The organism is Nitrospiraceae bacterium (assembly GCA_035623075.1).
GTDB lineage: Bacteria > Nitrospirota > Nitrospiria > Nitrospirales > Nitrospiraceae > DASPUC01.
The window spans coordinates 1-18,387 of the sequence record DASPUC010000048.1 but is presented as its reverse complement, the minus strand read 5'-3'; the positions used below and the strand labels follow the sequence as shown (position 1 = coordinate 18,387).

The following is an 18,387-nucleotide window of genomic DNA, read 5'->3' as shown; positions in this document are numbered from 1 at the left end:
GGCATGTACCGGTCGTCACCGGCTACCTCGCCCCTGTTGAGCACGCCCTCGACGAATTACAACCTCTATACATCCTCGTTTCCGGTTGGCTTTGTACCGGATGTGTTCGGTGGCAATCGGCGGCAAGTGGAATCGCTGCAGGCGCAGGCTGAATTCCAGCGCTTCCAGCTGGAAGCCACGTATCTGACGTTAACCTCCAACTTGGTGGCTGCAGCTGTGCAAGAGGCGTCCTTGCGGGCCCAGATTGCGGCGACCAAGGAGATTATCGCAATTAGTACTAAGTCACTGGAGTTGGTGCGACACCAATTCCGGCTGGGTTACGTGGCACAACTGGATGTGGCGGCTCAGGAAGCTGCCCTGGCCCAGGTGCAGCAGACGCTCCCACCGCTGCAGAAGCAGCTCGAGCAAACGCGCGATCTGTTAACGGCCTTGGCGGGCCTTTTCCCCAGTGACGAACCAGCAGTGAAATTCGAACTCTCGGATCTACATCTGCCGCAGGAGCTGCCGGTGAGCCTGCCGTCAAAGCTCGTCGAGCAACGCCCAGATGTCCGCGCGGCCGAGCAACAAGTGCAGGCAGCCAGCGCCCAGATCGGGGTCGCAATCGCCAATATGTTGCCTCAGATCAGGATCAACGCCGTCAAAGGCGGGATTGGCACCGACATCACGTTCATGTACGGACCGGGTCAACCCTTCGCCAACGTGGAATTCTCGTTCACGCAGAACCTCTTTGCCGGCGGCGCCCTACTCCATCTAAAGCGGGCGGCCGAGGCCGCCTTTGAACAGGCGGCTGCTCAATACCGCAGCACCGTCCTCACGGCCTTCCAAAACGTAGCGGATACGCTTTATGCGCTGCAGAATGATGCGGAAAGCCTCAAAGGAGCGGTCGCGGCCGAGCGTGCTACCAAAGTGACGCTTGATCTAACCCTCAAACAGCAGCAGGTGGGATACGTCAACTATCTTGCGCTACTCAGTGCCCGGATGGCCTATCAGCAATCGTTAATCACTCGGGTGCAAGCGCAGGCTAGTCGATATTCTGATACAGTGGCGCTCTTCCAGGCAATGGGTGGCGGATGGTGGAACCGTTCGAATGAACCGGTCGCACAAACGATCTCACAACCTTCCGAACGACGCTGAAGGGGGTGTGGGGCACGTTGACAAGGGGGGTGATACAGGTATGGAAGTGTCCGCAACGGTTTGGTTCTAACTGTCATCGTGAAGTTGTTTGCCATGGGCATGATGATTGCAGTGATAGCATGCGCAGGCACCGCTATGGCTGAGCCCTACGTCGCCCATACCGATGTGGAATTGCGCGTCGGTGAAGAATGGTTGTGCGGGACCTGTCACGCGCACGGAGCCAGGACGAATGTGCAAGTGTTTGCTGATCGATTGTTCCCGATCAAGCCCATTGGGAACGGCATGCTGGAGGTCGGCCCCTACGCCAAAGGCGCTCTCCTTGATGGTGTCGATGTCCCCCAGATTGCGGGAGGAGCTATCGTGGGCTTTCGGTTCAACCGATATGAAATCCTGGTGAACGTGGGACTCGCCTATGCAACGGACAAGATTGGTAGCCCAGACTCTCCAGGCTCTTCGAACGCAAGCCAGACGAATCTGACGTATGACCTCGGCCTTTCATTGAGGTACGACATTCAGCAATATTATGCCTCTGTCGGATACCAACACAATTCCAACGGAGAATCCGCTGGACTGAATGTGTTGGGGAGTAAGGAACATAATCCTGGAATCGATGCGGTGTTTGTCGGTGTTGGCTTTCGCTTTTAGCAGGATGTGAAGGGTCTCTCCTTGTCGTGTGTCTCACAATAGAGAACCCAATCGGATACGCGAATTACAAAACTGCTGTGCTAAATTTGTGCTAGAAATGTGCGCAAAGGGAAGAACTGTTGTAATCCCATCGAATCAGTAGAAACCAAGAAAAGCGTTGATTTTGCCAGAAAAACGGGGAAACCTTCGCAAAATCAAGCCACTGGTAAATGCGATTTGATCGATCTTTTAAGGCGAGGGCCCTGGGTTCGAGTCCCAGGCGGCTCACCATATCTTCCAATAGCTTCTGCGTCTTTTCCTCGTTTGCAGGTCTCTTGGTTACGGTTTTGGTTACAGTTCCCAATCGAGTGAGGCCCTCGACGGCCTGATATAGATGCGTGGGGGAGAGGTGCGCATAGCGGCTCAGCATCGCGGGCGATTTCCAGCCGCCCAAGGCCATAAGCGTTCGATCATTGGCTCCCTGCATCGCCAATCGGGAGGCGAACGTATGCCGGAGGTCATGAAATCGGAATGGGGCGAGCCGTGCCGCCTGCACAGCGCGCTCAAACGCGCGCCGGACACAGCGTGCTGTCTGAGGAAAGATCCGGTCCTGTGGGTGTGGAGTCCTCGCCGCCTTTACCTCGCTGAGCGTCCCCACGACTGTTGAGTTCATCGGCACCCTCCGACGTTCACCTGACTTGGTTTCATTCACAGTCAACACGCCCACATTCCAATCCACATCAGCCCAGGTCAGTCGCAGGAGTTCACCCTGCCGGAGTCCGGTATTCAGCGCGCACAGGACCACAGCCTGATAATGAGGAGGCAGGTGATGCAGCAGACGAGTCTCTTGGTCGTCGGTCAGATACCGCACCAACACGTTATTGGGTTTGGGTGCTTTTACCCGAACCGCAGGGTTCTGCTTCAAGACCCCTAATCGCATGGCCCGATTCAAGGCCGCCTTGAGGACCGTGAGATGTCGCACCAGCGTCGCGGGTTGCTTCCCCTGCAGCTGGAGTTGCGCGAGGACTTGTTCAATCTGACGAGGAGAAATCGTTGCCGCGTCTTGGTCCCCGAACGCCGACACCCAGCGATTCATCCTGGCAAAATCATCCCCCCTGCGGCGCCGCCGCGCATCAACCGCTTGTAGATAGTCCTGGGCGATCTCACGAAAGGGGACGGCCTGCGGCTTGTCGAAAAACTTGCCTTCACGGTGCTCCGCCTTCAGTCGTCCATACAGGGCCTTCGCCTGGGATTTGGTGTCGCACCTGAACCAGCGCTGACGCCCGTGCAGGTAGACCCTGACCCACCAGCCTGGCCGGTCTTTCCGCTGACAAATCCCCCGATCCCGTCCGCCTGCGCGTGCCATGAGGTGTGTCTCCTATCTTCCTGCCCTACTCCTGTTATCGAGGAGCGCGGGATACTATGATCTTTTGCGCCTCTTGCGCGCGTGCTTCCGCTGAGACTTCCTGTGCCTCGGTGCCTGTGATCGATGCGACGGTTCCGGGCGCGTCCGCTGTCTGAATTGCTGCACGTTATGCGCATTCTGGCAACGCAGGGAGCAGTAGCGAGTCCGCTCATCGCCCAGAAAAATGGTCTGATCCCACGGACAGGTGCGAATGAGGCCCGGCCCTTGGAGATCGAGCTGCAGCATTAAGTACATCGCGGCTTCGAGCGAGCGGATATCCCACCCGGTCACCCATCGAGACCGTTTCGCCTCCCATTGCAGTCGAGGATACACAAAGCGCAGGTGGGGATTCACCAGCTCGCGCAGCTTGAACCGCGCGGTGCGGGCCTCCTCGCGCGATCGAGCTTGCTGCCAGGCCTGCGCCCAACTCATCGCCTTCCGGAGATGCTCTTGCGCCGTTCGAAACTCCTCCACCGTGAGTGAGCGGAAGCCTCCGGGCGGCGAGGGTGTGTCCCCATATTGGTTCAGGCGCGCTCTGGCCAGACTCCAGGGGGGAAACTCTTCGAGCTCCTCGGGAGTCGTCTCGTCTCCCGCACAGGCATCCACGATACTCGGACCCTTGCCGTCATCCACAACCCGGAGAAGACCAAAGCGCTGACAGAAGTCCACGATCGCGTCCACTTGAGGGGTGTCCACACTCAGGAACTCGTAGGGGAGCGAGCGCTGGCTTCGGTCAGGGGCGTGGCCTGAGGGGAAATAGAAGTCGAAGAGGTTATACGGAAGGAAGGGGGGTGCCGGATCAAGGGTCTCCCCCTGGACGCTGATCTTGCAGCGTTCCCACGGAGCGGCGAGGTGCGTCAGCGGAACGGACGCCATTGACAAGTCCTCCTAGTAATCATAGAATTACAAAGTACGATATCTATAATACTAGGCCTGTTCCGCTGCTGTGTCAAGCCCTCGTGGACAGGTGCTGCAGGAGATCTGGATGACAGTCACGAGCAAACAGTTGTTGAGCGTCACGGAAGTGGCGACTCGGCTGGGGCTGAAGCCCGCGACGATTCGCCGACTTATTCTCGAGCGGCGAATTCCATATGTGAAATTAGGCCGAGCGGTGCGGATTCCCGTTGAGGCCGTCGAGGCCATGATCGCCGCTTCATACCGGCCCGCGATTGACGAGGGAACGGGTCGGCCATGAAAACCTGTAAGCACCTGTCGCTCCGGCTGATCCGGGGCAAGGGGAGTGTGCGGGCACAGGATCTCGTGACCGAGTTCGACTATTCGCCTGCTACGGCGCGCTCATACTTGGCGTACCTCACTCGTCAGGATCTCCTCCATCGGACGAGCGCGGGACATGCGTTAACCGCGAGGGGCCAGGATCGGCTGCACTTCTTCGAGGTCGTCGGGTGCGGGAACCCCGATTGCCCCTGCTGTGAGAAGAAAACCGGGCACTACACCTGCCCAACGTGCGCATATGAGCTCCCGAGAGCGCAGGCCGCACTAAAACCCGTGTGGGACACGCCGTTCTTCACAAGGGCCGCGGGGGTCTACTGTCCGTTCTGCCACGGACAGATATTCAGTGAAGCCCAAGCGAGCTTTCTTTGCCTGGCGAAGGAGTGACCATGAACGGATGGACCATTAAACCTCTCGGGTGGATACTCTTGCTTGTGATCCTCGTAGGGCTCTACTACCTCGTCGTCACTCGAACTCGCAGGCTGCCACCGACTCCTGAGACGGACATGTAAGCCGCAGGCTCGCTGCGCAAACTCTTCTGGCTTCATCTCCCGTGTATTATCCCCTGACCCTCAACCATCTCAATACCGCTCCTCGCCAGCTTTTTCTCTTAATGTTTTTCATTTCCATTGCGCATTTGTACGGCGATTCTGGTGATCACCAGCGGACAAGCTAGCTTACACGCCTCACGCGGCTTTACTCAGCCTCGTGGTGATGCTAGCTTACGCGGGGAATGAAAAAATAGCCTTATGTTGTCTCCAAGCTATTCTCCCGCACATGGTTCAAAAACCTTTTCAATTCATATTCTGTAGTTCGTTGGAATGTCAGGATTCAGTTTTCCCCGGCTGAGAGACTCAAAAACAAATGAGTATAGGTAGTCGCAAATTCACGTTCCTTGCTCTGTCCCAGTTCATCCACCATCATCTGCTTTGGTTCTTGATCAGCGCCTATGCTTTCGCTGCCGTCTTTCCGGCGGCTGGATTATGGATCAGGAATCTCACCTTTGGCGATTTCTCCATTGCGCACGCGAAACTTCATATTTCCTTGCTCCTGCTCCTTCTGGCCACGCTCATGTTTAATGCGGGATTGGGGGTGAAAACTTCGCACTTGAGATCGCTGTGGAAAAAGACGCGAGTGTTATTCGCCGGACTCACCGCCAATCTGGTTATCCCCATCGGCTACATTTTTCTCGTCACCCTTGTCATGCGGCTATGGTATGAGCCGGACGAAGCACAGCATATCCTCGTCGGCCTAGCATTGGTCGCCGCCATGCCGATCGCCGGCGCCTCAACCGCCTGGGCACAGAACTCCAATGGGAATCTGGCACTGAGCTTAGGATTGGTCCTGTTCTCCACAATCCTCAGCCCTGTAACTACCCCCATGGCTCTGTATGTGTTCGGGGAGATGGCCTCGGAGGAATATGAGGCCATCATCCACGACCTTGCCGCGTATGGATCAGGGGCGTTCTTGGGCCTCTGGATCGTCTTGCCATCGGTGCTCGGTCTCGGTGTGCGGTTCGCAGTACCTGAAGCGCGGCTCGGTGCCGTTATGCCCTTCATCAAGCTCATCAATTCCGCCGTATTATTGCTGTTGAACTACTCCAATGGATCAGTTTCCCTCCCTCGGGCCGTGGCGGACCGCGATTTCGACTTCTTGGCAGTGACGTTGGCGATCACCACGGGTCTCTGCATCACAGCGTTTGCATCCGGCTATGGGCTGAGCCGGCTCTTCAAGGTCGATGAGGCGGAACGTGTCTCCCTCATGTACGGATTGGGGATGAGTAACAATGGAACCGGGCTGGTCCTGGCCTCTCTCGTGCTCGTCTCGTATCCACGAGTCATGGTCCCGATCATTTTTTACAACCTGGTTCAGCATCTGGTGGCTGGAGGGGTACATGAAATGAGAGACCGACCCAGTGGCGATCACAAATCTAGCGCAGAAGTAAGTAACATGCAGAAGTCAAACTTAGGTCCCTACACGCGACCGTTTACTACAGCCGAAAAAGGAGAGCCCAAGAAATGAGTCTTTGGCCAATCTTCGTCACCGTGTTTTTCGCCGAACTGGGGGATAAGACCCAATTGGCAACGCTCTTGTTTGCTGCCGAGCAGAACACGAGCAAAGTGGGAGTCTTTATTGCGTCAGCAGGCGCCCTCGTACTCTCCAGCTTCATCGCGGTCTTGGTCGGTTCCCAGCTCTCTGCCTACATCCCGCCTCGCATCCTAAAATTGACTGCTGGTGTTGGCTTCATTGCGATCGGTATTTGGACACTTATCGACTCAAGAGCCTAGTGCGAAGGAGAAAAACTCGGGTTCAAAAAGAGTTGTTTTTTCACCATCGACAGAGAGCGACGAATCATCAAGCTTTTCAACACAATTGGGCACACAAATCACTGAGGTTTTTGGTCCGTTCGTTATCAGAATCCTATGAGGCTACCGACTTCCGTCGAATAGTCCGCGAATCTGCGAGCCGCAGCCTCCCAGATCGTGCTTTCTGTTGTCTTAATTCAGAATTGGGAGGGCGTTGTGCCTGAAGGACATTCAGACTGCGACAACCACTGGGGGGCAGGTCAATTGGGCACAGCTGTGTCGCAGCGGTGTGCCACAGCCTATGGAATCGAAAGCCGACAAAGCCAATCCGCTCCAGTGCCGTGCAGGGTGAATGCTGATTCGCCGTGTCTGGATCGATTGGCAGACATCAACCAATGCCAATCAGCCAGACAGGCGAATGGTCCTTGGATCGGCCTCGATTGCGCTCGCACAGTTCTTACTCGCTTAAGCCATTATCAAAGCTCATTAGTTAGTTGAGGCGACGATCTCGCCGGTCTGGCGAGACGCCTGTGCTTCAACCAGTTGCATAGCAACGGTGTCCCAGGCCTGCCCTCCCTTTGCGGCATGTTTCGCCCATAGCGCCTCTACTGCTTGATGCGAGACCTGAAACGTCTGGGCTAAGGCGTGAACCTGGACCGCATGGCGAGGAAAGGCCACCGGTTCCGTGTAGGTAGCCGGCTGTGCCTGAGTCAGGTGAGAGGCAACGGTGTCCCAGGCCTGCCCTCCCTTTGCGGCATGTTTCGCCCACAGCGCCTCTACTGCTTGAGGGGACACCTGAAACGCCTGGGCTAACGCCTGAATGTGAACCGATTCCGGGCTCGCGGTCGCTTTGTCAGAGTTGGTCTGGGCCCACCCTATTCCACTGAGTCCAAAGACCACGACGCCCATGACAACGAGCTTTCCGGAAGTGATGGCTCCACGCATGGCTTACCTCCTATTGATTTGGACCGGTTGATAAGGTTGTGTTTGACCCCATCGTCAAATGGTCAGGATTCTATAAATAGACAAGTGCTGTGCCACGGAAAGACAAAATGAAAAATCAATGCGGTTTTGCTTGCAGCCGTGGTCAATTTGAGCGATCTCGCACAGATCGTACAGAGCGAAACAGAATCTTCCTGTCACCCAGGAGACCGCGGAAGGGCCACTGTCATAGCCAATCTTTAAGGAGGGAGTCCGTTTGTATCTTTCCTATCTGATTCCGTGTCATCGCGTCACACATTCACCAAGGGCGTGATAGACCGATCCACCTCGGGTCTTCAGAGGCCGTGAGTGAGCCTGAGTAGGCTGGAGGAGGGTCCGGGCCACGGTTTCCTAAACCGCGGGTCGGGAGTAATCACGCTCATGAATGTCGGAGTCAGAAAGAAACGATACGCATAGCGAGTCTCGAGGCGCAACGGCTCCTCGACTCAATCTCCCATCTCCCTTGCTGCGTTCTTCATGGATGTCATAGAATAAACCATTAAATGTGGAGGATCGCGTGAATCCCAACGTTGTGGGGCTGGGTGTCCTGTCCATCGTATGGTGTACTTTCTCGCTCGCCTGCGGCGGACCAGATACCCCGAGCACCGTGGCGGACAAGGCGTCGTCGAGTTCCTTGCCGGCGAGGAGTGCACCTCCGATCGAGACCATGCTGGTGACGGCAAGTCCCGCCGCCGCGAGCCTGACGTTGTCAGCGCGCCTGACCTTTGCGGAGAATATGTTTGCCAAGGTATCGTCCCCGCTGGCAGGGCGCGTGCTGGAGGTCCGGGTGAAACTGGGACAACCGGTGAAATCGGGGGACGTGTTGCTGGTTATGGATGCGCCGGATATCGCCACGGCGTACTCCGACTATGTGAAGGAAATATCGGAACTCGCGTTGGCCAAGCGGAACTATGAGTTGGCGCTGGACCTCTTCCAGGACAAGGCGGTGCCCCTCAAGGAACTGAAGCAGGCGGAAAATGATTTTACGCGCGAGAAGGCCGAATTCCGACAAGCGAAAGAACGACTTCTCACTCTGCGAGTCCCCGCCGCGGAGCTGGATAAACCGCTGGAAGAGCAAACCATCAATTCTCGCTTCGAATTGAAAAGTCCGCTGACCGGAACTGTCGTAGAACGGAGCGTGACGCCCGGACAATTGGTGGGGAATGAGCCGGCGCAAGTGCTGTTTACGGTCGCGGACCTCGATCACTTGCAAGCCGTTGTCGACGTCTATGAGCGAGACCTTGCCTTGATCACCGTGGGACAGGAAGCCACGGCCACGGTGGAGGCCTGGCCTGGCGAGCGGTTTCCCGCGGTGATTGCTCGCATCGGTGACGTGGTGGATCCAATCACCCGGACCATTAAGGTGCGAGCTGGGATCAGTAATGGGGAGCGAAAGCTCAAGCCCGAGATGTTCGCGAGGCTGACCATTCCGATGGGCAACAAGACATCGTTCATCCTCATTCCTCAGGAGGCTGTGCTTGTGGTGGATGGCGCGAGCCGGGTGTATGTGGAAGCAACCCCGGGGCGCTTTGTGCCACGTGAGATCAAGGTCCAGCCGGTCAGTATCGACCAAGTCAGAGTCCTCGAAGGCCTCACGGCGGGAGAGCACATCGTCGCCAGAGGTGCAGCCTTTCAGCAGACAGCAGAACCCCATTCCTAACGGGTCCCCAGCCAGTGGTGAGAACATTGCCTGAGGTCTGGTTTGGCTCGGGACTCTCTTCGCGATAAATTTCCGCTCCAGGTAACGTAGCCGTTTCTTGAGTCCTCCTTCAGCCTCCTCAGACCTAGGCCAGCTAAGGTTTGGCAACATGTCGATCTTTGGCTGGAGTAGAGTCAGGGACACGGTTTCCTGATCCGCAGGTCACATGTTCAATTTGTATCCAGGTAACAAAATAGTATTACTGTAGGGCCGCTTCCACGTTATACTCGACTGCGAGGTGCTCTTGTCACATTCCGTCATCCTTATAGGAGGTGTCCGATGGTCAGTCACTCCTCGGCAGATTGGCAATCTCTCACGCGGTGCATACTCGTGTTCGGCGTGGCCGTCACCATGGGATTGTTCCTCATGACCTGGGAGACCGGGGCTGCACCATCAGAGCCTGACTCCGCGTCTTCTCCCCCATCTCCCGTCGGACCTAGTCCCAATCAGCCAGGCCAACAACGAGGTGGCCGCAGCACGGAAGCGATGCAGCACATGCGCCAGGCCTGCGCGGCCGACGTGAAAAACTTTTGTGCGCAGGTGAAGCCGGGCGGAGGGCGCATCGTCGAATGCCTTGAAGACCATTCCAAAGAAATATCGGATGAATGCTACGATCTGCTGGAAAAGCGAGCTGAACGCCAAAAAAAAGGAGCGCAGTGATGCCTAGTTAGAAAGTCTACGGATGCCATCACCAGCTCCTCCTTCGCAGTTCCGCGCGACGCTGCTCACACTGCTCATCACTGGCCTCGTTCTCGGCCTGGTCTGGCATTTCATTTATGGTCAACTCACCACGACCCTTCAACAGGAGACCCAGGCTCCTGGCTCGACCACGGACCAGGTTGCTGCGGTTCCCGAAGTCGCTAACCCACCGCCTCCTGTTTCTACGATCCCGGCAGCACCTCTCGCCAGCGCGCCTTCAACTGAGAGCGTCCCCGTTCGGACCATCGAGCCCTCTCATCAGCTGACCTTACCGGAGGAGGCCCACGAACATCGGGGCCTGTCACTGAGTTGCAAAATGGAACTCAAACAACTCTGTAGTGATGTGCAACCGGGTGGGGGACGGCTGAAGCGCTGCTATCGAGAGCGGGAAAGCCAGCTGTCGCTCCCGTGCCAGCAGCAAGTCGAGGAACAGGCCGTGATCAAACGAGTAGCCCAGCAACGAGTGAACGTGTTGTGTGTGGGCGACGTGCGGAAATTTTGCGTCGGCGACAAGCTTGGTCGTGGACACATCTATCAGTGCTTGGAAGACCACTACCGAGAGTTGTCACATGACTGTTATCAGGCGCTCGACCAACTCACGACGAACTGACGTGAAATCCGAGGAAGAGGACAATGCCGGGTTGAGCAATCACATTTCGGTTGGTTGTCCTTTTAAGTGCTAGTCCACTATCTGCCCCGATCATTGCGAGAGCCGTCTACAGCTGGGGATTGATCACTCTGATCGAGAATGCCCCTTTCACTTGGCAAGCGTCTTTAAGGAAAAATACATTTTCACGCGTCCGACGTGTAAGAGGTCTCCGTCCTTCAAATCCACCTGATCCGTCACGACTGTGTTGTTCACCTGAATGGTCTTCCCGGCTCCAGTCGGAACGATGTAATACTGTGGTCCGCGACGGCCGATGATAGCCGCCGTCATCGGAGCGAACCAACCGGTTAGTTTGATGGTGGCGCCGTCCTGCGCCCCGATGCTCGTCAGGTGCTTGGTGAGTTCATACTCACTCTGATCGGTCCGGCCTGACAGCACTTGGATCATCCCGACCTGCTGAGGCGCGGACCCACGTCCATTTCGTATGGAACCGGTCGCCACCATCGTCTTGTCCATCTCGCTGACTGAATGGGATTCCGGTCTCAGCGCCATCTCGCTCTCATCTCGGAAGATCAAGTGATGTTTCCCGAACTTGACCAGGTCGGTGTCCTTCAGTTGCTGTCGATCGATCTTCGCTCCGTTGACAAACGTGCCATTGGTACTTCCCAGATCTTCAAGGAAATAGACGGCATGAATTTTGACAATTCGGGCATGGTGTCCGGAGACCGCCGGATCTTCGACCACAAGGTCGTTCCGATGGTGCCGACCGATCGTAAACTCCGGTTGTGTGAGCTCGATCTCTTTCGCCTCCGCCCCATGCAATTTGATGATCAGCTTTGGATATTTCGGCAGGACGTCGAGCATGATTTTCCTCCTTCAACAATGGAAACAACGTACCGGCGACTTCTTCGAGCGCACTCAATTCTGCCCGTCGGTGAATGCCTTGGTGTAGTCGACGCCGAGCGCCATGACGGCCACCGTGGTCTTGTCACTAGAGATCAATGGGTCCAGATTTTCTCCTGACTCTGCTCAAACGGATACACGTGCAGCATCCAGCCATAGATTTGAGGAAAGAAGTTTCCTCCTGCTTGTTGGCATTCCTGCTCCGTCGCTAGAGAGCCTTTAAAGCCAAACTTGGTCCAATCCATCCTGCGGTTAATCCCTTCCGGCGGGAGACAGATATTCACGTGCGCATGCCATTGCGCCACGCTGAGGGGTATCCGTTCATTCAACCACTCCTCGCTCATCCTCTTCGGGGCCGTGTACATGGCTCCTTCCAATTCGTAGTCGTTCCCAGTCTTTTTGTAGAGGAGCGCGGTAGGGAAGGCTGGGTCGAAGGTGAATGCGGCCTTGAATCCGTTTGCTTTACTGGTGAAGTGATAGTGAAGCGCCGGAATGTCTGGATGGAATGGCACGAACCCCTCCTTCAGGGCCACGCGATAATCTCTGTACTTGACCAAGACCTCTCGCAGGGTGTGAACGATCTGTTCGGCTCGGCTCGTATCATCGGGAGTGGGAGGCCTGAGCGTGGTCCACTTCATGTGAGGGCCCGTGTGCTGGTGTCGTGGAGTCATGGACTCGACCGCAGCCATTTCGTGCTGATGGTCCCCCTCCATCTCATGGGTGCCGTGCTTATCCTCTTCAGCAGAGCCTGCATGAACAACAGCCACCTCCATTAGCAGTGACAGGGTCCCCGCCAGAACTGCTCGCACGACCTTTTGATACTCCATACGACGGCGCTCTCGACGAAGCCCCCCGCTATCGGCGGTGTCCCTCAACATGACGTACCTCTGCAGAATGTTGTGACAGCCGAAACGGCATCCGAGCCATGTGTGGATGTGGCGAAGGATGTATTTGGTGCAGCGTGGGAGGCAGCTGATGAAAGTGGCGAAGCGATGGTGGAAGCGAATGCCGTGACGGAGAGGGCACCACTCGAGATTGAAATGGTTGGTGCTGCGCTGGTATGGACCCATTCAATGAGGGAGGCTGTCCCCCCTGAGTGGGTAAACTGGGCTGATGGCTTGGAGGCTGTTGAGGTAACACGGGGGGTGTGGCAGGCATCCCAGGTGGAACGACCCTCCAATTGATCGCCCGCTGAACCACCTGGAGATGAGGACTCATGGGCGTGAGATACGCAGCCTGGGCCACTAATCCTCGCACTTGCCACAACCCAACCCAGGGCGTGACGCCGACCGTCGGACTGACCAGGGCCCAGTCTGTCCAGGCTTGGGAAAGCAAAGCGTCTGATTGCACTTGATCGAAGAGCTGCTGGCGTTGCTGAGTGAGTGCTTGGACTTGGTCAGGTGACGCAGCGGTCGCTAGCGCTTGGTTAGTTGCATCGACTTGCTGCTGCAGTTTATCGACCTCAGCTCGAAGGGCCGTCAGCTCATGCTGTGCGTCCTGATTTTTCCGCAATGCGGCGATGGCCTGAGCTACTTCGGCGGGATCTACCTTGGCAGTCAAATCAACGTGAATGATCAGCGTCTGCCCTTCATAACGGAAATTGACCTGCTGATTAATGACGAGCACCATCCCAGCGGTATAAGTGCGGATCTCGTCTCTGGTCACATTCAGATCTTTGACCTCGGTCACACTTTCGAGATAGGTCGCAACTTGTTCGAGCGCGTTCTTCTTCGCCGCCTCGGATGCTAGACTAATCCCATCTTTACGGGTATCCCGATCCCCTAGCCGATATTCCCCACTGGCTGTCACGGTGCGCATTTCGGCAGCGGCAGGTTCCAGAGAAAGATTTAACAGGCATCCGGATACCAGCAGAAGAATGGTGAGAGCCCAGAACCCCTGTGAAAGATTCACATGCGCCCGATGGTTCTTCATAGCTGCTCCTTCGCACTCAAGAGGGTCGGCCGGTGTGTTGAATTCGTCACCTTCACCTGAAGCCAGGTGGATAAACCGTGATGGTTTTAACGAGGCCTCCTTATCTAAAGGTAGCAGATGAGAAAGAGTCCAAAGAGTAAGGAGACGGGCGTGGTCATCATGAGCCCTCCTGTGATGTTCAGAAGCACCAAAACAGACGACCTCGCAAGGCCTCGAACTCTCAAAGTAATTCAATGACTTGGCAATCTGAGCAGGAATTGAGACATTTGCTACACTTCTCCTAATCGACGAGAGCCAAGTAATTCATTAGCTCAAGGAAAGGAGCGACCATGGCGTACTCGAAAATGCTACAGATCGCGATGGTGGTGACGCTGTTGGGAAGTGGGTCTGTCTACGCCCAGAGTGGCGTCCCAGGCAGCGACGGCGCCCAAGATCGCCAGGACTTGCGTCAAGATCGGCGTGACCTTCGACAGGACCGTCGTGACCTCCGACAAGACAACCGCGATGTGCGAACAGACAGACAAGACATTCGGCAGGACGAAGGAGCCCTCCGTCATGATCGGCAACAGTTTCAGCAGGATGAACGCTCAGGAGCGAGTGCTGGGCAACTGCAACAGGACCGCCAAAACCTCCGGACCGACCGTCAAGATCTGCGAGGGGATCGTCGAGACCTGAGAGCCGACCGCCAAGACCGGCGTGAGGATCGACGAGATATTCAGCAGGATCGCCAGGACATGCGGGCAGACCGTCGAGATGTCCAGAGCGATCGTGCGCAACGGACCGGCCGCCGTCGGTAAGCTATTGACTCACAGGTGATCCCAACAACAAGGCGTGGGGCATCTCAACGCGCTCCACGCTTTTTCATTTCGACTCAGGCAATTTCATAGAGAGAAGGTATTTCCGCATCCTTCTCGCAATAGTAAAAACAACAGACTCTCACGATCGTGAACTGGTTTTGACCTCGAGGAAAGAAGAGCAACGTAAGCAGAGGTGATCCTTAATGATGAAACCCAAAGTTCTCGTGATAGATGATGGCGTCGATAGTTGGCACCTGCTGAGCACGGCCCTCAAGTCCCATGACTACTATCCCGTGTGGGCGGCTGATGGGATGCAGGCGATCAGTGCGGCCCGGCACCAGCAACCGGAGGCTATCCTCCTCGACCTTGGGTTGCCAGGCGGGGATGGGTTCTATGTCCTGGAACGATTGAAAAGCAACACCATGCTGAGCGCCATTCCCGTGATCGTGGTCACGGGACGGGATCGGAAGGAAGCCGAGGAGAGGGCGCAGCGGCTGGGTGCGGCCGGCTATGTGCAAAAACCCATCAACGTCGATGAGTTGATCACGAGCCTTCAGCAGGTGCTCGCCAGACAGTCCTAAGCTCCCGAGAAGACTAGTGTGAGTGGATGAAAAGACGGTAAAATGCGTTGTCTCGCGAGCATCACGCCGGACACAAGCATGAACTGCCTCTGCTCCCTCTTACGGGGAACCATCGTATTCTTCTGCCTCGTCCTCTCCGGCTGTTCTCTCCTGCCCTACAACTCGGGCTGGGTCGTCAAAACCGATGGGCACAGGTGGTACCGCCTCTCACGAACATCAAGGCGTTGATTGATGATCGGGTGCCGAGCGAAGCACAATATCCTCTCATGCGGGTGGTACATTCCGAGATAGCCACCTGGCTAGAGAAACGCGGGGTGGTCATGCTCACGATGGCCCGCACGACGATCCAGAATGAGCAGCGATTTCGGCTCACCCAAGCGGATGATGAAACGGTGCATCTCGGGCGGATGCTAGGGGCTGACTTGGTTGTATCCTATACGGTGGATTCATCGGTGTCGCTGGTAACGGTCGAGGCTGTTCAGGTGGAGACGGGGGTAATCGCGTGGAGCGGCACAGCGGTCACAGCTATGAATCATGAAGCCGAGGCCATTCGTGCACTCACCTGCCACGCCCTGGCGACGGCGTGGGGAATGGAGTCGCCTGGCCGGTACTATCTCTATCTCTCCGATGTGTGCTGAGGCAGAGGACGGTGACGACAAAATCGTGGACGATCAAGGAATAGACATTGGTTCTTGTGATTCTTGATCCCTAAATGCTGTGCTAAATTTGTGCTAAAAATCTACGCAACCAATGGAATCTATCCGAATCTATGGATTCAGTAGAAACGTGGAAAGACAGTGATTCGTAAAGAAAAACGGGGAAACCTTCGCAAAATCAAGCCGCTGGTAAATGCGATTTGATCGATCTTTTAAGGCGAGGGCCCTGGGTTCGAGTCCCAGGCGGCTCACCATCTACCGTGGTATTTTTACCGACAAGGCTTTTGCCGTCATCGCGGCGAACCTTGACGGGAATGCGAGGGATGATCTAAAGTGAAATGCTTCCATTTGGAGAGCTTCGTATGGCCGAGGCCGGCACCGTACATCATTCCAAACCGATCACGCTGTTGAATCCTAAGCCCGTCGAGCCCGTCATGACCCAACTCGTCGCTGGGTTGGAACGGATTGGGCTTGCCATGAAAAGTCGGACCTGGCGGCGCGAGGGGCGATCGGGTCTTGGGCCATTGCAGCGGCAAGTCTTGGCTGTTCTGCAGTCTCAGCCGAAGCATGTTGCACAAGTCTCACAGATTGCGGAGGAATTGGCCGTGAGGCTCCCAACCGCGTCGGAAGCCGTGGCAACTCTTGAACGGAAGCGGCTGGTTCGTCGTCGACGCTCGAAGAGCGATGGGCGCGTCGTGACGGTCGAACTTTCTGCGAAGGGACTTCGTGCCGGTTCGGGAAACCCACAGAAACCTAGTGCGCTCATCACGGCCACGGCAACGCTGTCACCGCGGGAACAAGCATCCATGCTCACGGCCTTGATCAAGCTCATCAAGTCTCTTCAGGATCAAGGGGAAATTTCGGTTGTGCGAATGTGTGTGTCCTGCCGCTATTTCAGACCCAACCGTTACGATGATCCTGCCAAGCCGCATCATTGCGACTACGTCAATGCCCCGCTCGGTGACATGACACTCCGTACGAATTGCCCCGAGTATGAGTCGGCGCCGAAGGGGCAGGCTGATGCTGCCTGGGCGGCGTTTTCCAATTCTCGCATCGCTTAGTGGCTGGCCCGTGCGTCGAGGGTATTCGTATCCCAGGCCTTTTGTTATGAAGGGTGGATCATGGCGGAACAACACACTGCAGGACGGTTCACAAGCCGGAGTGCAAATGCACCATCTGACGAATGGTTGGGCGGTGAATCTCATGGGCCGGATCTGAGTCGAGAGTTATGGCAGCGGCATCGTTCTACAAACCTAGCGTCCTTTCGTTGGGCGGTCTCCTCGATATTCATCGCAGGGTTTGCTCTTGGTACGCTGATCACCCTTCTGTTGAGCCCGCGTCGTCATTCATCCTAATTTTTCCCCTCCGTGCTTTTGGTCGTCCGATAGAGGGCGTAATCAGCTTCGATTTGGGTGAAGAGATCGTCGAAGGCGGTCTGCACAACCTGAGCAATAGGATCCTGATCAGAAGCCGTTATCCATCGGACACTCGATCCCACGGCTTCCTTCTCGACGACATAGGATTTGACAGCTGGCCGATCTGCCGGACCAATCTCTGTTTCCAGGCGGAGAATATACCGATACTCCCATCGGGAAAGCATGGTCAGCCACGCTTTCATGATTAGAGCGAGGTCGCCAGGAGCGTCTCCTGCAGCATCAAAGGTTCGCCGTTGTTGAATATAACCGATCGCAGCGGCGCGAAGATCTTTCGCCGGCCACTGAAGCAATGCGATCCCCGGCATGTGGTCGGCACCTTTCAGCGCGAGGAATGGGACAATCACTTGAACGGAGCTTGGTATGGGAGTCTCCGCCACGGTCGGCGGGCTCGGTGCCACGTGGATCTTGTGCGCGCAGCCAGCATTGAACAGGCTAAGACAACAGATGATCGAACCAATCCACTTCAAGACAAGGGAAGGTCTATTCACGGTTTCGGTGAGATGGCGGTGGTTGGACTGAGAAGGTCCACGTCTCGTAACGCCCGTTGGGCCTGCTCGCGGTAGGGTCGTTCCGATGGACTTGTGTATGTGTCGATGATCCGTTGATAAGTTGACCGAGCTTGCGGATACTGCTTCTTGATCGAGAAGTATTGGCCCAACGCCAGCCAGTTGGTAGCGGCTGCTTCATTGGCGGTCTTCATCAAGGCAAACTCGCGCTCGACTTGTGTCGTCCCTTCCCGAGCGGCACGTTTGCGAACAGTCTCACCCATTTGCGATGCCATCCCTTCGATCTGTTCATTCTCATGGATAGCCGCTTCGACTTGGTTGGCTTTGAGATGCCCATAAAAGGCTTCGGAGTGGTCTTTTATCAGGTCTGCTCGTTCTTGATACGTATCGTGGGCGCACCCCCCATAGACAAGTGTTCCTAGCGCCAAACACATCATGGTAACGGCTAGATTGCGTGGCCTCTTCATGCGAATTCTCCTTCGGATTTGTGGAGCACCCAATCTTCCAACTTTGGTTCATCCTACCCTATTACAGGAAGAAAGGCGACGGGGAAGCAGAGAGCACGCTCTAGTGACACATCAACCGGAAATGTGGTAAGAGTCCCCCCTATCGCGCGAGACCTCGCCTTGTCCCCATCGTCTAGCCTGGCCTAGGACGCCGGCCTTTCAAGCCGGCAACACGGGTTCGAATCCCGTTGGGGACACCACGAAACTGCGTAGAGCCGCATTCTCCGCATTGATCGAGCAGCCCTCGAAATGCCCTGGTTTATAGAGGCAGGTCAGCTCTTCCGCACCTTTCCTGCACGAGTGAATAGCCATTGTATCTACACTACGGACGACCGGTATGGACGTGAGTTGTATGGGACCTGTCTGAATATCGTTTGAGCTGGGC

22 protein-coding genes and 1 tRNA gene are annotated in these 18,387 nt (G+C 56.1%); 15 read left to right on the top strand and 8 right to left on the bottom strand.

Annotated elements, in window-relative coordinates; genetic code table 11:
- Both VEI50_14100 and VEI50_14095 read left to right on the top strand, forming a co-directional pair.
- The coding region (locus VEI50_14100) for an efflux transporter outer membrane subunit (GenBank protein HXX76256.1) at positions 1 to 1,134 on the top strand (1,134 nt) is incomplete at its 5' end.
- 135 nt (positions 1,135 to 1,269) lie between these two features.
- Positions 1,270 to 1,779: a hypothetical protein gene (locus VEI50_14095; GenBank protein ID HXX76255.1), complete on the top strand. Its 510-nt coding sequence runs from the start codon at positions 1,270 to 1,272 to the stop codon at positions 1,777 to 1,779.
- Positions 1,780 to 1,870: 91 nt separating this feature from the next.
- Here VEI50_14095 and VEI50_14090 read toward each other — a convergent pair whose 3' ends face one another.
- Both VEI50_14090 and VEI50_14085 read right to left on the bottom strand, forming a co-directional pair.
- Entirely contained in the window at positions 1,871 to 3,124 is a 1,254-nt protein-coding gene (locus VEI50_14090) for a site-specific integrase (GenBank protein HXX76254.1), read from the bottom strand.
- A gap of 54 nt (positions 3,125 to 3,178) precedes the next feature.
- Complete coding sequence (locus VEI50_14085; GenBank protein HXX76253.1) at positions 3,179 to 4,039, bottom strand: hypothetical protein; 861 nt, start codon at positions 4,037 to 4,039, stop codon at positions 3,179 to 3,181.
- 109 nt (positions 4,040 to 4,148) lie between these two features.
- On the opposite strand from VEI50_14085, the gene VEI50_14080 reads away from it, so the two are divergent.
- From VEI50_14080 to VEI50_14060, 5 genes are all read left to right on the top strand, one after another.
- Positions 4,149 to 4,358: a helix-turn-helix domain-containing protein gene (locus VEI50_14080; GenBank protein HXX76252.1), complete on the top strand. Its 210-nt coding sequence runs from the start codon at positions 4,149 to 4,151 to the stop codon at positions 4,356 to 4,358.
- A complete protein-coding gene (locus VEI50_14075; protein ID HXX76251.1) occupies positions 4,355 to 4,780 on the top strand; it encodes a DeoR family transcriptional regulator in 426 nt (141 codons plus the stop codon). The genes VEI50_14080 and VEI50_14075 overlap by 4 nt, the downstream gene beginning before the upstream one ends.
- 2 nt (positions 4,781 to 4,782) lie before the next feature.
- A complete protein-coding gene (locus VEI50_14070; protein ID HXX76250.1) occupies positions 4,783 to 4,905 on the top strand; it encodes a hypothetical protein in 123 nt (40 codons plus the stop codon).
- Positions 4,906 to 5,257: 352 nt separating this feature from the next.
- Positions 5,258 to 6,415 (top strand): bile acid:sodium symporter, encoded by a 1,158-nt coding sequence (locus VEI50_14065; GenBank protein HXX76249.1) that lies wholly within the window; start codon positions 5,258 to 5,260, stop codon positions 6,413 to 6,415.
- On the top strand, positions 6,412 to 6,681 hold the full coding sequence (locus VEI50_14060) for a TMEM165/GDT1 family protein (GenBank protein HXX76248.1): 270 nt from the start codon (positions 6,412 to 6,414) through the stop codon (positions 6,679 to 6,681). The genes VEI50_14065 and VEI50_14060 overlap by 4 nt, the downstream gene beginning before the upstream one ends.
- 504 nt (positions 6,682 to 7,185) lie before the next feature.
- Here the strand turns inward: VEI50_14060 and VEI50_14055 are convergent.
- Positions 7,186 to 7,644: a hypothetical protein gene (locus VEI50_14055; GenBank protein HXX76247.1), complete on the bottom strand. Its 459-nt coding sequence runs from the start codon at positions 7,642 to 7,644 to the stop codon at positions 7,186 to 7,188.
- Positions 7,645 to 8,197: 553 nt separating this feature from the next.
- Here VEI50_14055 and VEI50_14050 point away from each other — a divergent pair.
- The 3 genes from VEI50_14050 to VEI50_14040 all read left to right on the top strand — a co-directional run bounded on the left by VEI50_14050 (position 8,198) and on the right by VEI50_14040 (position 10,688).
- Positions 8,198 to 9,340 (top strand): efflux RND transporter periplasmic adaptor subunit, encoded by a 1,143-nt coding sequence (locus VEI50_14050; GenBank protein ID HXX76246.1) that lies wholly within the window; start codon positions 8,198 to 8,200, stop codon positions 9,338 to 9,340.
- A 318-nt stretch (positions 9,341 to 9,658) separates the two neighbouring features.
- On the top strand, positions 9,659 to 10,039 hold the full coding sequence (locus VEI50_14045; protein HXX76245.1) for a cysteine rich repeat-containing protein: 381 nt from the start codon (positions 9,659 to 9,661) through the stop codon (positions 10,037 to 10,039).
- Positions 10,040 to 10,061: 22 nt separating this feature from the next.
- Positions 10,062 to 10,688, top strand: a complete 627-nt coding sequence (locus VEI50_14040; protein HXX76244.1) for a hypothetical protein — start codon at positions 10,062 to 10,064, stop codon at positions 10,686 to 10,688.
- Between the two features lie 147 nt (positions 10,689 to 10,835).
- On the opposite strand, the gene VEI50_14035 is transcribed toward VEI50_14040, so the two are convergent.
- From VEI50_14035 to VEI50_14025, 3 genes are all read right to left on the bottom strand, one after another.
- Positions 10,836 to 11,549: an FHA domain-containing protein gene (locus tag VEI50_14035; GenBank protein ID HXX76243.1), complete on the bottom strand. Its 714-nt coding sequence runs from the start codon at positions 11,547 to 11,549 to the stop codon at positions 10,836 to 10,838.
- 134 nt (positions 11,550 to 11,683) lie between these two features.
- Positions 11,684 to 12,466 (bottom strand): hypothetical protein, encoded by a 783-nt coding sequence (locus VEI50_14030; GenBank protein HXX76242.1) that lies wholly within the window; start codon positions 12,464 to 12,466, stop codon positions 11,684 to 11,686.
- Positions 12,444 to 13,520 carry a hypothetical protein gene (locus tag VEI50_14025; protein ID HXX76241.1) on the bottom strand — a complete coding sequence of 359 codons (1,077 nt, stop codon included), beginning with the start codon at positions 13,518 to 13,520 and terminating at the stop codon, positions 12,444 to 12,446. Before VEI50_14025 ends, VEI50_14030 begins: the two co-directional genes overlap by 23 nt.
- Before the next feature lie 329 nt (positions 13,521 to 13,849).
- On the opposite strand from VEI50_14025, the gene VEI50_14020 reads away from it, so the two are divergent.
- The 4 genes from VEI50_14020 to VEI50_14005 all read left to right on the top strand — a co-directional run bounded on the left by VEI50_14020 (position 13,850) and on the right by VEI50_14005 (position 16,615).
- Positions 13,850 to 14,317: a hypothetical protein gene (locus VEI50_14020; protein ID HXX76240.1), complete on the top strand. Its 468-nt coding sequence runs from the start codon at positions 13,850 to 13,852 to the stop codon at positions 14,315 to 14,317.
- Between the two features lie 203 nt (positions 14,318 to 14,520).
- Positions 14,521 to 14,898 (top strand): response regulator, encoded by a 378-nt coding sequence (locus VEI50_14015; GenBank protein HXX76239.1) that lies wholly within the window; start codon positions 14,521 to 14,523, stop codon positions 14,896 to 14,898.
- 194 nt (positions 14,899 to 15,092) lie between these two features.
- Complete coding sequence (locus tag VEI50_14010; GenBank protein HXX76238.1) at positions 15,093 to 15,536, top strand: hypothetical protein; 444 nt, start codon at positions 15,093 to 15,095, stop codon at positions 15,534 to 15,536.
- Between the two features lie 380 nt (positions 15,537 to 15,916).
- The gene (locus tag VEI50_14005) at positions 15,917 to 16,615 is read left to right on the top strand and encodes a MarR family winged helix-turn-helix transcriptional regulator (protein ID HXX76237.1); all 699 of its coding nucleotides are present in this window, start codon (positions 15,917 to 15,919) and stop codon (positions 16,613 to 16,615) included.
- 290 nt (positions 16,616 to 16,905) lie between these two features.
- Here the strand turns inward: VEI50_14005 and VEI50_14000 are convergent, their stop codons facing one another.
- Together VEI50_14000 and VEI50_13995 are read right to left on the bottom strand one after the other, a co-directional pair.
- Positions 16,906 to 17,388: a hypothetical protein gene (locus tag VEI50_14000; protein ID HXX76236.1), complete on the bottom strand. Its 483-nt coding sequence runs from the start codon at positions 17,386 to 17,388 to the stop codon at positions 16,906 to 16,908.
- A gap of 86 nt (positions 17,389 to 17,474) precedes the next feature.
- Complete coding sequence (locus VEI50_13995; protein ID HXX76235.1) at positions 17,475 to 17,963, bottom strand: hypothetical protein; 489 nt, start codon at positions 17,961 to 17,963, stop codon at positions 17,475 to 17,477.
- 161 nt (positions 17,964 to 18,124) lie between these two features.
- Here VEI50_13995 and VEI50_13990 point away from each other — a divergent pair.
- Positions 18,125 to 18,202, top strand: a tRNA-Glu gene (locus tag VEI50_13990).
- The last annotated feature ends 185 nt before the right edge of the window (positions 18,203 to 18,387 follow it).